The organism is Marinobacter panjinensis (assembly GCF_005298175.1).
GTDB lineage: Bacteria > Pseudomonadota > Gammaproteobacteria > Pseudomonadales > Oleiphilaceae > Marinobacter > Marinobacter panjinensis.
The window spans coordinates 1930104-1943933 of sequence record NZ_SZYH01000001.1 but is presented as its reverse complement, the minus strand read 5'-3'; the positions used below and the strand labels follow the sequence as shown (position 1 = coordinate 1943933).

Sequence of the window (13830 nt, the reverse complement as noted above, 5' to 3'; positions counted from 1 at the left end):
TCAGCGGGTCAGGTTCATGTAGAGTTTTGGCAGCTGTAGTGGCAACTGCACCGGGTCCTTGATGACCACGAAATGGTTGCTGCCAAAGACATAAGGCAGGTATTCGTTGGCGTCGTCGTCAATGGTGACGCAGAAGGGGGTCAGACCTGCTTTGTGGGCTTCCTGGACGGCCATTCGGGTGTCTTCCACGCCGTACCGGCCCTCGTACAGGTCCAGGTCATTGGGTTTGCCATCGGTGAGCAGGAGCAGGATTTTCTGATGTTCGTGGCGGCCCTGAAGCAATCGGGTGGCCTGCCGGATGGCGGCGCCCATGCGGGTGTAGTAACCGGGTTCCAGTGCCTGGATGCGGCCGCGGCTGATGTCATTGTAGGGCTCGTCGAACGCCTTGATGTGATGGAAGCGCACGTGGTCCCGGCGGCGTGACGAGAAGGCGAAAATCGCAAACGGGTCCCTGCTTGCCTGCAGGGCCTCGCTGAGCAGTTGCAAACCGTCCCGGGCAATGTCGATGACCCGCTGGCTGTTGTTGATGAACGTATCCGTGGACATCGAGATGTCCGCCAGGATCAGGCATGCCAAATCCCGCTGGTTCTGTTTGCAGCGGCGAAACAGCTTCTGGTCGATGACCCCGGTGCCACGGCGGTGTTGGACCTCCCGTTCCATGCAGGCGTCCATGTCCAGTTCTTCGCCTTCGGTTTGCCGGCGTTCCCATTGCCGGAGTGGTTTCAGGGCACTGAACTGACGGCGCAGCCTTGTGGCAGATTGCGACAGGTGGTCAGGCAGCCTGGTCGGAATTGATTCCTTGCTCAGCATGGGCTGCAGGCAACAGAAGTTTTCCCGGTAGCTCTGGCTGCGCCAGTCCCATTCCGGCAGATGGATTCCGGGCCCCAGGTGCAGGTCGTCGTTTTCTTCAGAGGGCAGGTCCAGATCAAACTTGATGGCGGAGGACGCCTCCCGGCGGTCTTTGGAGACAGAAATCATGTCCATGTCATCGGCCACGGCGTCGGCATCGTCCTCTTTGGTATCGTCGCTGGCACGGTCTACGGGAATAAACTCGCTCCAGGAGAACAGGCTTTCCAGGCGAAACAGCATCAGGCCCTGGTCCTTATCGAAGGCATCCACTCGTTCTGCGCGCCGGCGCTTGCGTTTTTTAGCCAAGCCTCCCGGCGTCGACGTCAGGTTATCGTCACCAATGATCTGGCCGGTGACCTTGCCAAGCGCAAGGGTGGGATAAAGCCAGATGATAACCGGCCAGGGATCGGACTCCGCCCGGGGCAGGGTTTCTACGCTGCCAGGATCGATCAGTGCCCGGCGAATGGCCTCTTCGCGGTGACCTTCGGCCGCTGGCAGGGAGTCAGGGGTTGGGCGCCATTGCAGGGTGTGGCGCACCAACCGCTGGTAAACCGGTTCCAGCCCCGGCCATTTGGCCAGCAGGGTCTGGACCATGGCCTGGTTGCCGGTCAGCCAGTCGGAATCGGTGAGCTCACCAAGAGAAGCCAGCGCCGCCAGCCAGAGGTACAGGTCACGGTTAACTTTTTTCGAGGGAAACAGGGCCAGGCGCTCTGGCAGTCGAAGACTCTGTTCATCACGCCAGGCTAGTTCAAACTTTTTGTGCGTGCCCGCCAGCTTCTGCAAAAATCGGCGGCGGGTACGGAAATGTCGCGGTTCGGCGGTGACCAGGCTGAGCGCCGGGTCCCCTCCCAGAGCCCGGAACAGTACACCCAGGGTTCGTGCTTCATCTTTCAGATGCACCGCGTGCTCCGGGAACTCGCCCATGGCTTGCCGGGTAATGTACTCATGCCATTTGAAGCCTACCCACTCTTCCATTTCAACTCCTCAGGATCTGGCGCTTTGCTGGCGTGGAGGTGGATCAACCTGGCGAACCGGAATCAGAACGGTCTGTTTGCCCGGCTCACCGGGCTCCCAGCTCAACAGGGAACCTTCCGGGTTGTTTTTCTGCACCTCGCGACAGGCGCTGACACACTGCAGGCACTGGGTGCAGGTGAACTTTGCCCGCTTGTGGCTTCGTGTAGGTAGCCGCATCGGGCAGGCTTCGTCGCAGGCTTTGGTACAGTCGCGGCAGGCAGCAGCCCGTTCAGTATCAAAAGTGACAACCTTGCCTTTGCCGTTGGTCATCCAGGCGATGCTCTGGACCACCCCGAAGGCGCAGCCGTATTTGCAGAACAGATGCCGGGCGAACAGGAAATCAAGGGTGAACAGTGACGTGGCCACGGCCAGGAAAATGGCCGGGTAAAGCGCCAGGTTGCCAGTAACCAGATCCGTATATAAAGGGATTGGTGGTAACAGGTAAGACAGCATGGCCAGCGCCCAGGAGAAGCCGATCAGTGCGCATACCAGTGTCAGGCCAGCCCAGTGCAGTGCCTTTCCCCTCCGGCCCTTTTTCAGTGCCTCATACAATGTGGGGCGGCCGGTAATCCGGGTCATCAAATGATTGATGGTTTCTACAACCGAAAAGTGCGGACAAAGCCAACCGCAATAAATCCGTCCCCACTTCCAGGCGATCCAGAGTGCCAGCGGAACCAGGAGTGTAATGGGGAGTATGAACCAGAACAGGATCTGCCCGGCCACTTCGGCCGGTGAACTCTGGCTGACCCAGGCCAGCTCGAGATTGAATGAAAGGGGAAACCCGAAAAGTATGAAGTGGGTTTCCGTAAGATCGTATCGGAAAATATTGAGCACCGGCGCAAGCAGAAACAGCCCGAAGAAAGCGGTGCGTGTCAGCAACCGTTTCTTCTGGAGAGTGTCCTTGTTCGGGAGTGTCTGCTCATGCACGGTAAATGTCCGTTGGGTGGGGGTAGGCAGGCCGGAGCGATGGGCCCCGGCCTGCGGTTACTATGCGTCCTGGGTGGCAGGCCCACGGACCTCTTCAGCCGGGGACGCTTGTCCCTGGATGAAGAAGCTGCCGAAGTACACCACCAGGCCCGCCATGAAGAAACAGCCAGCGACCAGGCGCGCCCAGTAGAACAGGGCAATGTTGTCCTGGGTTGCCATGAACGACAGTGCCTCACCACTTTCCGGAAGCCGCTGCAGCCAGACCTGCAATACACCGGCACCGGTCAGGAACAGCGTGATAAACACCATGGAGATGGTCATCAGCCAGAAGCCCCACATCTCGACAACCTGCGCCGTATTGCTGTTGCCGTATGGCCGGCCACGCATGATCGGTACAGCGTAGGAGATGATGGTCAGCACGATCATTACGTAAGCCCCGTAGAAGGCCATGTGGCCGTGGGCTGCGGTAATCTGGCTGCCGTGGGTGTAGTAGTTCACCGGAGCGAGGGTGTGCAGGAAGCCCCATACTCCGGCACCCAGGAAGGCCATCACTGCGGTACCCATGGCCCACAACATGGCAGCCTTGTTGGGATGGTTGCGGCGCCGCCGGTTAATCATGTTGAAGGCAAAGATCACCATCATGAAGAACGGCAGCGGCTCAAGGGCAGAGAACACGGAGCCCAGCCACAACCAGTATTCAGGGGGGCCGATCCAGAAGAAGTGGTGCCCGGTACCGATGATGCCGGTGATCAGCGCCATGGCGATGATCACGTACAGCCATTTCTCGATGACCTCCCGGTCAACACCGGTCAGCTTGATCAGAACATAGGCCAGGATGGCGCCCATGATCAGTTCCCATACACCCTCAACCCACAGATGCACCACGAACCACCAGAAGTACTTGTCTTGGGTCAGGTTGCCCGGGTTGTAGAAGGAAAACATCCACAGTACCGCCAGGCCGATGAGGCCGGTAATCAGCACAATATTGACGACGGTTTTGCGGCCCTTCAGGGCGGTCATCATGATGTTATAGAGGAACCCGACGACCACCAGTGCAATGCCTATCTTGGTGATGGTGGGTTGCTCAAGAAACTCCCGCCCCATCGTTGGCAGCAGCTTGTTCATGGTGATATCGGCCAGGGTGGCGTAGTCCACGAACAGGTAGCCAAGAATGGTCAGGGTGCCGGCAACGGCGAAAACCCAGAACAGGATCCACGCAAGCAGCGGGCTGTGCAGCTCGGTTTGCGCCTCTTCCGGGACCATGTAGTAGGTTGCCCCCATAAAGCCGAACAGCAGCCAGACAATCAGCAGGTTGGTGTGAACCATCCGCGCCACGTTGAAGGGGATTTCCGGGAACAGGAAGTCACCCACCACGTACTGGAGCCCCAGGATCAGGCCGAACAGAATCTGCCCCGCAAACAGAACCAGGGCAAAGATGAAGTAGGGCATTGCCACCCTTTGAGATTCGTATTTCATATCCGTTCCCTCAGCCTTCGATGTTGGGTGGCCAGTCGTTGTCGTCAATCTTTGAGGTCCATTCCAGGAAGGCGGAGAGGTCTTCGATTTCCTGTTCGGTCAGATTGAAATTCGGCATTTGCCGGCGGCCGGGCACATTGGTGGGCATGGAGTTCATCCAGGCATTCATGTATGCCTTGAAGACTTCGCTGTTACCACCGCCGCGGCGGTCGAATACATTGGCAAGTTCCGGCGCGAAGTACGCACCTTCACCCATCAGGGAATGACAACCGACACAGTTGTTGTTCTCCCAGACGTGTTTGCCACGAACCACCTGATCGGTGAGTTGGTCGCGGTTATCCCGCTCGGGCATTGCCCGCACCTGTGTGTCCAAAGTCAGTGCCAGAAACAACAGGATGAAGAATGCACTTCCTCCCAGATATATGTTCCTGGCCATGCTTTTGGTAAAGCGCTCGGCCATGGGTCTCTCTCCTTGGTCTTTTATGAAATACCTGACTGCCCCACTAGGATATAAAGATGCATCCCTAATGCTGTTGATCATTGTCAAGCATCTCGGGAGATTTCACCATTGCGCTGGGGAGTTACCTCTGGAGGGGTAGGTGATAGACTTCGCATCCTGTCTGTCCCTAAAAATGCTGTCCACATGGAGTGCTGATGGCCGCTGCGTTTGCTCTTTTTCTGAAGCTGATTCCGCTCTATGTAACGGTGACTCTCGGCTGGATTGCAGGCCGGTATCTGGAAGCGAGCGGCAAGCATATTGCCGGCATCATGCTTTACATCATGACGCCATCGGTGGTGTTTGCCGGCGTCATGGCAGCGCCTCTGTCAGCGGAAGTGATCCTGCTGCCGTTTCTGACATTCACCATGTGTTGCGTCCTCGGCTTTGTGCATCTGGTGGTTGCCAAACGGATAATCACTGACGACAGTGCCAGTCTCATTCCACTGTCGGTAGGAACCGGTAATACGGGGTACTTCGGCATACCGGTAGCCCTGTTGTTATTCGGCCAGGAAGGGCTGGCGCTCTATATTGTGTGCATGCTGGGGACAACGCTGTTCGAGAATTCCGTCGGCTTTTACCTGGCGGCCAGGGGGCGTTACAGCCTGAAAGATGCCCTGGTGCGCGTGGCGCGGCTGCCGTCGGTATACGCGTTCGTTCTGGCGGTAATGCTGAACCTTTCCGGCTTCTCCATCCCCGATGTGTTCACGCCCCTGTTCGACAACCTGCGCGGGGCTTACAGCATTTTGGGCATGATGATTATTGGCATGGGCATTCTCAGTTTCCGCGGGCTGGCGGGCAATCTTCGCTTCACCGGCCTGGCCTTTTTCGGCAAATTCGTGTCCTGGCCGATAGCGGCCATGGCATTCTGGTGGCTGGACGCCAGCTTCTTTGGTTTCTACAACCTTGCCGTCTACCAGGCGATCTTCCTGATCTCCATAACGCCGATTGCCGCCAATACAGTGGTCATTGCCACGCTGCTGGATACCGCCCCGAAACAGGCCGCAGGTACCGCCTTGCTAAGTACTCTGTTTGCGCTCGCTTTTATTCCGGTGATGGTGGCGCTGGTTATTCCCTGACAAAGCGTCAGGGAATCAGTGCAGAAAACATCAAGCTTGAAGTTAGGCGGGTCAATCGTAATCCTGCAGCAGGCCGGCCATGTCGTCGGCGTGCTCTTCCTCAACCGCGAGAATCTCTTCCATTAATCGCCGTGTGGTCGGGTCGTCGTCGCCCAGGTACTGGATAATCTCGCGATAGCTGTCAATGGCGATACGTTCCGCCACCAGGTCCTCTTCAATCATCTCCTTGAGCGTATCACCCTCGATGTATTCCGAGTGGCTGCGAGTTGACAGACTATCTGGTGAAAAATTCGGCTTGCCGCCCAGTTGGGCAATACGCTCGGCTATCTGATCGGCGTGCTCCTGTTCCTGCTGTGCGTGCTCGAGAAATTCCTGAGCGACAGCTTCGGCGTTCAGCCCGTCAGCGGCGTAGTAGTGGTGTTTATAGCGCAGCACGCAGACGATCTCGGTAGCGAGCGCTTCGTTGAGAATCTTGATCACGGTTTCCCGGTCGGCCTTGTAGCCGTCGGTGATTGCACCGTCACGCATGTTTGCGCGGGCGCGTTCGCGGATGTTCTTGATGTCGGACAGAAACGGCTGCTTACCGCCGGCGGTATCCTTTGATGTGTTCATGTAAGGCTCCTTTTGACTGTTGGCGTGCAACGTTATCAATCTTTACGAAATAACCTTAGCACTCGATCAGTAGCGGTGCACTTTGAGAAGTTGCCGGCAAGCCTGTACGGATGCCTCTGCTCAGCCGTTATAAGCCGCTGCAGCGGCCTTTCCCTGGGCAATATCGCTGCGCGCATGGCGCACGACACTGATGCCGGCGGTGATTGCGAGGCTACCCATAATGGCGGCGACAATGAGGTCCGGCCAGGCTGTGCCAGTGCCGAAGACACCCAGGGCGGCCACCATCACGGCCACATTACCGATAGCATCGTTGCGGCTGCATAGCCACACTGATCGCATGTCGGAGTCGCCCTCACGGAATTTGAACAGCATGATGGCAACGCCCATGTTGGCCACCAGAGCCAGTAAGCCGACAGCCCCCATGGTCAGGGGTTCCGGCGTGATGTCGTTTTGCATTACCCAGATGGCACGGCCCAGCACTGCGAGCCCGAACACCGTCATGGTTATGCCTTTCACCATTGCAGCCCGGCCACGCCAGAGCATGCCCATGGAAAGCACGGAGAGGGACAGCAGGTAGTTGGCGCTGTCGCCGAAGAAGTCGATAGCGTCCGCAAGCAGAGACACAGAGCCGGACTGCATACTCGCGTAGCCCTCTACCAGGAACATGGCCAGGTTGACCCACAGCGCAATCCACAAGGCTTTTCGGAAGCCCGGAGCGGGGGATTTTGGTTCGGGTGCGGAGCAGCTACATGCCATGATTCCCTCCTGGATTATCTAGGCAATCATTAAAAACCCTGTAGCGACTACAGGGTCAACCATTGCCTACGGAGTTTTTGCGTGAGTCATGCAGGCCCGGACATGAGCGTCGTGAACACGAATGTGGAATTTCTCCCGTTCTGGGTTGTTTAAAAGATGATTCAAAACCATATACATGTGGGTTTTCAGTGTATCGTATATCATTGCGATAGCCCCTGATGTCCCGTTATAAGCCTGCTTGACATATACCAATAAACTGGCCAATCTCTGAACGCACAATCATAAAAACTAATTTCGGTAGATTAGCCATGGTTCGAAGCTCTTTCGCAGCGGCGGAATTTGACCGTTGGATCAGTGATGTTAATCAGATTTGCGGTCCTTTTTCGGCTGAGCCCCTCGAAGGCACGTTTTCTGGTGATATTCACAAGATGGGCGGTGGCGCCATAGATATGTCGCGGGTATCCATTCGGGGAGCTCAGCTTGTTCGGGGTCGGAGCGAGATACGTCGCTGTGGGACGCCGGAGTTTTTTTGTGTTTTCCAGCTTCATGGGACATCACGTGTTGAGCAGGCGGGGAACCGTTCAATCCTCAAGACAGGGGATATAGTTCTGGTGGATTCGGCGTTACCCTTCAGTTTTACCTACGATCATGAATCCCAGCAAATTTCCTTGATCCTGCCCCGCAGTGTAATTGAGCGTATCCTGAATCTGTCAGGTATAGAGCTCGGCGTTCGGATTCCGTCTCACAGTCATATTGCCAGTGTGGCCAACCGATTGATTGCAGAGGCAGCACATTATGACAGCCTGGACGAGGAGGAAGGCTCAGCTATCGTTGACTCGCTCATTATGCTGATCAAGCCTTCCGTGATTAAAAGTCTGGCGGACAGTAACCCCAACGAGCGGGTTTTCCTGCAGGCTGTCTCGTTTATTCAGAACAATATTGGCGAGCCTGATTTGAGTGCACGAATGGTGGCGACGGCGACGGGCGCATCGGTGCGTAGTCTTTATCGGGCCTTTGCCGTTCGCTCCCTTACGGTTTCCGGATACATCAAAACCCGGCGTATGGAGATGTGTGCCGATTATATGAAAACATCGAAGGGCAAGCTGAATTTGACGGAAGTCGGGTACAGATTTGGCTTTGCCAGTCCAAGCGCATTCTCGACTGCGTTCAAACAGTACTTCGGTGTTACCCCGTCAGGCTACTGTAAAAACTGTGCTCTCTGAAATGGAGCCTGCCAGAGCTTTGCATCTGTCAGACTCCAGAGCTGAATATTACTTCTTGATGCTGATGACCCTGGGTTGGGTAACAGCTTTCAGACCTTCCAATCCGAATTCCACACCGTAGCCAGAGGCTTTGTTGCCACCGAATGGCACCATGGGGTGGATAGCTCCGTGTTGGTTGATCCAGACTGTTCCCGCTTCCAGGCGAACGGCCACCTGTTGTGCCTGCTCCGGATCATCTGCCCAGACAGAAGCGCCAAGCCCCGCGTCCAGCCGGTTGGCTGAAGCCACTGCTTCGTCCAGGCTCTGGTAACGGATAATAGGCAGGGCAGGGCCAAACTGTTCCTCATCCACCAATCTCTGGCCGTCGCGTATGTTCCCTACCAGCGTGAGCGGGAGGAAGTAACCCGTGTCGGGAACAGTTCCGAATTCCATAATTTCGCAGCCGTTAGCGCGAGCATCCGCAACCAGATCTTTCACCTTGTCGTACTGCATCTTGTTTTGTAGTGGGCCTATCAGGTTATTTTCGTCCATGCCATCGCCAATGGGCATCTGCTGGGCAAGGTTGCTGAGCGCGTTAACCACTGCCTCATAGTCGCTCTCATGAACATATAGACGCTTGATGCACGCGCAAGTCTGGCCCATGTTCAGGAATGCTCCCCAGAACAGACCCTCGGCTATTGCGCTGGCATCGGTGCCCGGAAGAACTATGGCCGCGTCGTTGCCCCCGAGCTCAAGGGTAATAGGTGCAAGGTTCCTGGTGGAGGCCTCGATAATACGCCTACCGGTGGCTTCGCTTCCGGTGAACATTATTTTGTCGATATCTGGATGGCTGGTCAGGGCCGCACCGATACGGCCATCTCCGGAAACAGTATTGAGAACGCCCGGTGGCAATACCTGATTGATCAGCCGCACCATTTCAAGGGTTGCAATAGGGGTGTATTCGGAGGGTTTGAGAACCACCGTGTTGCCCATGCGAATGGAAGGAATGATCTGCCAGATGGCAATCATCAAGGGCCAGTTCCAGGGCGCAATTGCAGCCACGACACCCAGGGGCACACGGTGCAGGGTGTCTTTGCGCTCCTCGTCCTCGTAAACGATCTCTGGCGGTAATTCCAGCGCCGCTGGCACCTGTGTCCAGCCCACGGAAGCCTGCATCTCGAACCGGGAGCCGGGGCCGGATAGCGGCTTGCCCTGCTCGCGGGTGATGAGTTCGGCCAGGTACTCCGAGTTTTCTTCCAGTACCTGGGCGACGCGGACTACCGCGTCCCGTCGCTCCTGGTCACTGGTCCGGGCCCAGTCAGGCTGTGCCTTGCGGGCGGCGTTTACAGCGGAACCTACGTCCGACTCGCTACTTATCGGGGCCAGCCCGAGGGAATCGCCTGTAGCGGGATTAAAGATTTCCTGGTGTTCTGGCGTTTCAACAGATTCGCCGTACACGGAATTGCTGTAAGTCTGCATGATGATGCTCTCTTGAAACTGAATGTTTTACTTGATCAGAACGGAACAATGGCGATGATCTGGCCATAGACATTGGTGTCATCACTTCCGATCTGGCTGCCACCCTCCGCAGCGCTGTTATCTGGTGTATAGACGCCTACCAGCGGACTGATAATCAGGTGAGGGGCTGCCACCCATTCGGCATAGAGATCAATTTCCTGTGCGTTCAGGTTACCGCTGCCGCCGGCGGTATCACGGAAGTTGAAGAAGAGCGCACCTACACTGAGTGTTTCTGAGGGCGTGGCCTTCAGGCCCACATGGTGCACGTCTGCATCGGAGTTGAAGGGGCCTGCATAATTGGCGGCGACTTCGCCCTGAAACCAGGTGCCGTAGCCACGGTTAAAGCCAAAAAAGAGCGGGTCGAAATTTTCTTCAAAGCTCGAGTACCGATAGTTGACGCTGGGTGACCAGATAACATCACTGAAGGTCCATCCGGCTTCTGCGTACCACGCCTTGGCATCGTCGAAGGAACTGTCCCCCGGCTCCTGAGTGACGAACTCGCCGGACAGGAACAGATTCTCAATACCGGCATTCCCCTGATATCGCAGGCTTACGGTTTGCTGGCCGTCTCTTGAGTTGTAACCCAGCAATGGTGCTATGTCATCGTCGACGTCCAGCCCTTCGATATATGTCAGGCCAAAGGTACCCCTGGGGGTCACATACTCGGCATTGGCACCCGCCAGCTCCATCTGCGCCTGTGCTTTATTGTCAGAGTCCAGCCAGAACAGGTCGGCGCGCAGTCCGTCGGAACCACCAATACGCGCAATAGCCGTTTGATCAAAGGCTTTGCGTGCCGCCAGCCAGTATGCGCCGCCCCGATCCAGATCGACTCCCAGCAGGGGATTAAGGGCATCACCAAAGTTCAGGGAGTCGCCATTGACGAGGAAACCATCACCAATAGTGAAGGCTTGTCGCCCGACCGAAATATCGAGACCATCCTGTCCAAGCGCCTGAATCAGATCGCCGGAGCGCCAGCCCACATAGGCGTCTTCCAGTGCGGTTCTGCGTTCATTGCCGGAAGAAAATCCGCCTGCGTCCCCATCACCCCAGGTCCCGGAAGAGACCAGGTTCAGCGCTCCGTATACACTGCTGTTTGCGCCGATGATATGACTTCCGGATAGCCCGTACTTGATGAAGCCTTCCTGCCAGGTTGTTTCACCGGCCTCCGACTTCGCGCCAAGGTTGTAAGTTTCCTGGCTGGAGAAAACGCCCAGCATCGCCTCGATATCGAGGTTCAGTTCGGTTCCATCCTGGTTGTAAAAATTGTAGGCAGAGGCCGGTGCCGATAGCCCGACCAAAGCGAGATAAAGAAGGCTATGTGTAATACGATTTTTGTTCATTGTTTCTGATTCCCGTGCTTCTGAATTTGTGGTCAGGCTTCCCTGCCTGGAGCATGTTCGCCCTGTGTTGATCAGTTCCCCGGTTACCCCTATTCGGGCAGGTTCAGCGTGGGTGTCTGATCGAAGAAGTTCCACGGCTTGAGCATTGAATGGACATACTCGGTTGGCATCATGGGCCACTCCTCGGCACGGGCGACGTGAGTTGCTCCTGTTGTCATCCACAACACGGTGTCGACGTTTTCAATGGACTCGTCATCCTCAACGAAGACACTCAGCCCTGCGTCGGTTTTGGCCCGGTTCGGGTATTTCCCCTCTGGAAAACGTTCCTCCGGTTTGTACTGCGTTACCCAGATTTGCTTGTCCATGAATTGGACACGTTTAAACAACCACTCGTCCTCACTGAATAGTGCTCCCTTGGCAATCGGATGGGTTCCGCCGGCAAAGGGTATGACCTGATAACCAACGGGATAACCCATGCGGTTTTCCTTGTTGGGGTTGGTCAGCAGGCGGATGGTTGAGGGATCGAATTTCTGGACTGCTTCGAGCTCCGTTGGTACCACTCGCTCGTTGGTAATCATTACGCTTTTACGCGGACCGCCGGCGGTGTTTTCCGAGACTACGGGATCGATTTCCCTCATGCTGTTTTGCGTGCCATCAATATCCATATCCAGGCGGAAGTTATAGATATGTTGATGGGTGGTGCCCACGATGTTGTGGTCAATCAAGGTGCCGTAACGGGTATCTTCCTCTGCGGTTTCGTCATGAATGGTACGTGATTTCACGGCCTTGACGGCTTCAATGCCTGATGCACCGACGCTCAGCTTAATGTTGCCGTTGGCCATGAAGATCCAGTCAAACATATAGTCATAGTTGCCAATGGTGCTGACCCAGCGCACAACCAGTTCCCTGCGCTCACGGCTTTCATTGCCGGGGCTGCTGCCGAGCATCTCATTGTGTTTGAACTCTGGACCTGCGTAGCGCTCAAATACCGCGATGGCATTGGGAATGGTGAAAGGATCACCATTGTTGTCTACAAGGGTGGCCGGTAGCAGGGTAGCGTTATTGGGTGCATCGGTACCGGGCACAAGGGACGAGGTCAGGTTGCCCATCCCATACTCGCCTGAGTCCAGATAGGCCTTGAAGTACCAGCCTACGTCAGGATCACCATAGGGCACGATCATGCCACCCAATGAACCTTCGTACATGATTTTTCGCTTATCGCCCTGATCGTCGTAGGTCAGTGTGGAAATGACGGGGCCGACGCGCGCGTCCAGCTTTAAATGGAAATCCCAGTTTTGCCAGTTAATGGTATTGCCGGACATGGAAACATTCTTGCCTTCTGGCTCCACGACCATCAGCGGCTTCACATCGGCAATCTTGTCCTGGTCACGTCCATCATAGGGGCGAGGAGCCATCGGCACAGGTATGACGCCATCGTCTTCGATCTTTAAAATGCTCTTTTTCTCCAGGTCCACAACGGCCACGAGGTTTTCGATCGGATGCGCCCAGTAGTTACCGTCGCCTATGTCGAGGTAAGAAACCACTTTTAACAGCTTTAACTCGTGCTCCAGGCCATCGTCTCCGCCGAAGTACCCGACCGTCAGGGGAGTTGCAACAACCTTGTTAACATCATCAATGCCACGCTTTTTGAGCGCAGCTTTATACGCGTCACTGCTTGCGACGATCTCCTGCACAGCGATAAAGTCATCGAAAGTCACCATGCCGTGGGCGCCCTCGATATGCTCCCAGCCATGAACGGTTCCGCTGGCAAGATCAACTGTACCCTCAATGACCTTCCTGCCATCTACCACAGTAAAGTTGGCCACGCGCTCAAACTTCTGGGATTCGCCGTACGACCATTTCCAGACTTTTTCTTTGGCCGGATCCGCAAGTCGTATTTCTGTGAAGCGAATGTTGTCCTTGTAGTGTTTGGAGGCCTTGATCGCATTCGAAACTTTGGTGATTTCTTCTGCTGTTAATGAATCAAGCGGGTGGCTCGCATTGCCAGTGGATATGTTTTGTTGGACCTGATCCCTGAACAGGTCGTGAGTAAACGTACGCTCCACCAGAACCTCGCCTTCATGCATTTTAGCGGGAGCGGAGAGCTTGATTGGCTTGCCGTTAGAAAATGCCTGGGTTTCGCCCAGAGGCACTCTGAATTCCGCGTCCCCCGATGTAATCAACAATTCGCTTTTATCTTCACTCAGCTTATAGCTGGCCCCTGAGGATGTAAGTGCTTCTGATATTGGTAGATAATCCGGCGAACCACCGTGGGCCAGCGTGGTCGGGCTGGCAAATAACAGCGATGAGGCAAGGGCTACGGAGAGTGCTATTTTCTTTTTATACATAATGACTCCTGACAATATTCCTAATGTGCGTTAAAGATGGGGCAGTTGAGTCAGCGATATCCGGCTACGGGTGCAGCTTAAATCGCGACCAATGTCACTATCAGTAGGTGTATGAATACCATTCTCTGAGCCGAGGAGCTTTTGAATGGCTGCCAGACTCTTTTGAATTCGTGCCGCGAGGAGAAAAGGTGTGCTTTGAGATAGGAGCGGAGC

11 protein-coding genes are annotated in these 13830 nt (G+C 55.7%); 2 read left to right on the top strand and 9 right to left on the bottom strand.

Annotation, left to right across the window (positions count from 1 at the left end; translation table 11 throughout):
* Genes FDP08_RS08930 through FDP08_RS08915 form a run of 4 tightly spaced genes read right to left on the bottom strand, consistent with a single transcriptional unit; the run spans window position 1 to window position 4726 of the window.
* Complete coding sequence (locus FDP08_RS08930) at window positions 1-1824, bottom strand: nitric oxide reductase activation protein NorD (protein WP_137435619.1); 1824 nt, start codon at window positions 1822-1824, stop codon at window positions 1-3.
* Between the two features lie 9 nt (window positions 1825-1833).
* Entirely contained in the window at window positions 1834-2790 is a 957-nt protein-coding gene (locus tag FDP08_RS08925; protein ID WP_137435618.1) for a 4Fe-4S binding protein, read from the bottom strand.
* A 60-nt stretch (window positions 2791-2850) separates the two neighbouring features.
* Complete coding sequence (locus tag FDP08_RS08920; protein ID WP_137435617.1) at window positions 2851-4266, bottom strand: cbb3-type cytochrome c oxidase subunit I; 1416 nt, start codon at window positions 4264-4266, stop codon at window positions 2851-2853.
* A gap of 10 nt (window positions 4267-4276) precedes the next feature.
* A complete protein-coding gene (locus tag FDP08_RS08915; protein ID WP_137435616.1) occupies window positions 4277-4726 on the bottom strand; it encodes a c-type cytochrome in 450 nt (149 codons plus the stop codon).
* A 194-nt stretch (window positions 4727-4920) separates the two neighbouring features.
* On the opposite strand from FDP08_RS08915, the gene FDP08_RS08910 reads away from it, so the two are divergent.
* A complete protein-coding gene (locus tag FDP08_RS08910) occupies window positions 4921-5841 on the top strand; it encodes an AEC family transporter (protein WP_137435615.1) in 921 nt (306 codons plus the stop codon).
* Between the two features lie 51 nt (window positions 5842-5892).
* Here FDP08_RS08910 and FDP08_RS08905 read toward each other — a convergent pair whose 3' ends face one another.
* Entirely contained in the window at window positions 5893-6453 is a 561-nt protein-coding gene (locus FDP08_RS08905; protein ID WP_137435614.1) for a ferritin-like domain-containing protein, read from the bottom strand.
* A 120-nt stretch (window positions 6454-6573) separates the two neighbouring features.
* A complete protein-coding gene (locus FDP08_RS08900; RefSeq protein WP_137435613.1) occupies window positions 6574-7209 on the bottom strand; it encodes a cation diffusion facilitator family transporter in 636 nt (211 codons plus the stop codon).
* Between the two features lie 308 nt (window positions 7210-7517).
* On the opposite strand from FDP08_RS08900, the gene feaR reads away from it, so the two are divergent.
* Window positions 7518-8432 (top strand): transcriptional regulator FeaR, encoded by a 915-nt coding sequence (feaR, locus tag FDP08_RS08895; RefSeq protein ID WP_137435612.1) that lies wholly within the window; start codon window positions 7518-7520, stop codon window positions 8430-8432.
* A 48-nt stretch (window positions 8433-8480) separates the two neighbouring features.
* On the opposite strand, the gene FDP08_RS08890 is transcribed toward feaR, so the two are convergent.
* The 3 genes from FDP08_RS08890 to FDP08_RS08880 all read right to left on the bottom strand — a co-directional run bounded on the left by FDP08_RS08890 (window position 8481) and on the right by FDP08_RS08880 (window position 13617).
* Window positions 8481-9890 (bottom strand): aldehyde dehydrogenase family protein, encoded by a 1410-nt coding sequence (locus tag FDP08_RS08890; RefSeq protein ID WP_137435611.1) that lies wholly within the window; start codon window positions 9888-9890, stop codon window positions 8481-8483.
* Window positions 9891-9925: 35 nt separating this feature from the next.
* Window positions 9926-11254 carry an alginate export family protein gene (locus FDP08_RS08885; RefSeq protein ID WP_427901855.1) on the bottom strand — a complete coding sequence of 443 codons (1329 nt, stop codon included), beginning with the start codon at window positions 11252-11254 and terminating at the stop codon, window positions 9926-9928.
* 104 nt (window positions 11255-11358) lie between these two features.
* The gene (locus FDP08_RS08880) at window positions 11359-13617 is read right to left on the bottom strand and encodes a copper amine oxidase (RefSeq protein ID WP_137435609.1); all 2259 of its coding nucleotides are present in this window, start codon (window positions 13615-13617) and stop codon (window positions 11359-11361) included.
* Between the last annotated feature and the right edge of the window lie 213 nt (window positions 13618-13830).

Excerpts from the sequence above, each read along its gene's own strand:
- FDP08_RS08930 (WP_137435619.1), bottom strand. The coding sequence starts at position 1,824 with ATGGAAGAGTGGGTAGGCTTCAAATGGCATGAGTACATTACCCGGCAA.
- FDP08_RS08920 (WP_137435617.1), bottom strand. The coding sequence starts at position 4,266 with ATGAAATACGAATCTCAAAGGGTGGCAATGCCCTACTTCATCTTTGCC.
- FDP08_RS08915 (WP_137435616.1), bottom strand. The coding sequence starts at position 4,726 with ATGGCCGAGCGCTTTACCAAAAGCATGGCCAGGAACATATATCTGGGA.
- FDP08_RS08910 (WP_137435615.1), top strand. The coding sequence starts at position 4,921 with ATGGCCGCTGCGTTTGCTCTTTTTCTGAAGCTGATTCCGCTCTATGTA.
- FDP08_RS08905 (WP_137435614.1), bottom strand. The coding sequence starts at position 6,453 with ATGAACACATCAAAGGATACCGCCGGCGGTAAGCAGCCGTTTCTGTCC.
- FDP08_RS08900 (WP_137435613.1), bottom strand. The coding sequence starts at position 7,209 with ATGGCATGTAGCTGCTCCGCACCCGAACCAAAATCCCCCGCTCCGGGC.
- feaR (WP_137435612.1), top strand. The coding sequence starts at position 7,518 with ATGGTTCGAAGCTCTTTCGCAGCGGCGGAATTTGACCGTTGGATCAGT.
- FDP08_RS08890 (WP_137435611.1), bottom strand. The coding sequence starts at position 9,890 with ATGCAGACTTACAGCAATTCCGTGTACGGCGAATCTGTTGAAACGCCA.
- FDP08_RS08880 (WP_137435609.1), bottom strand. The coding sequence starts at position 13,617 with ATGTATAAAAAGAAAATAGCACTCTCCGTAGCCCTTGCCTCATCGCTG.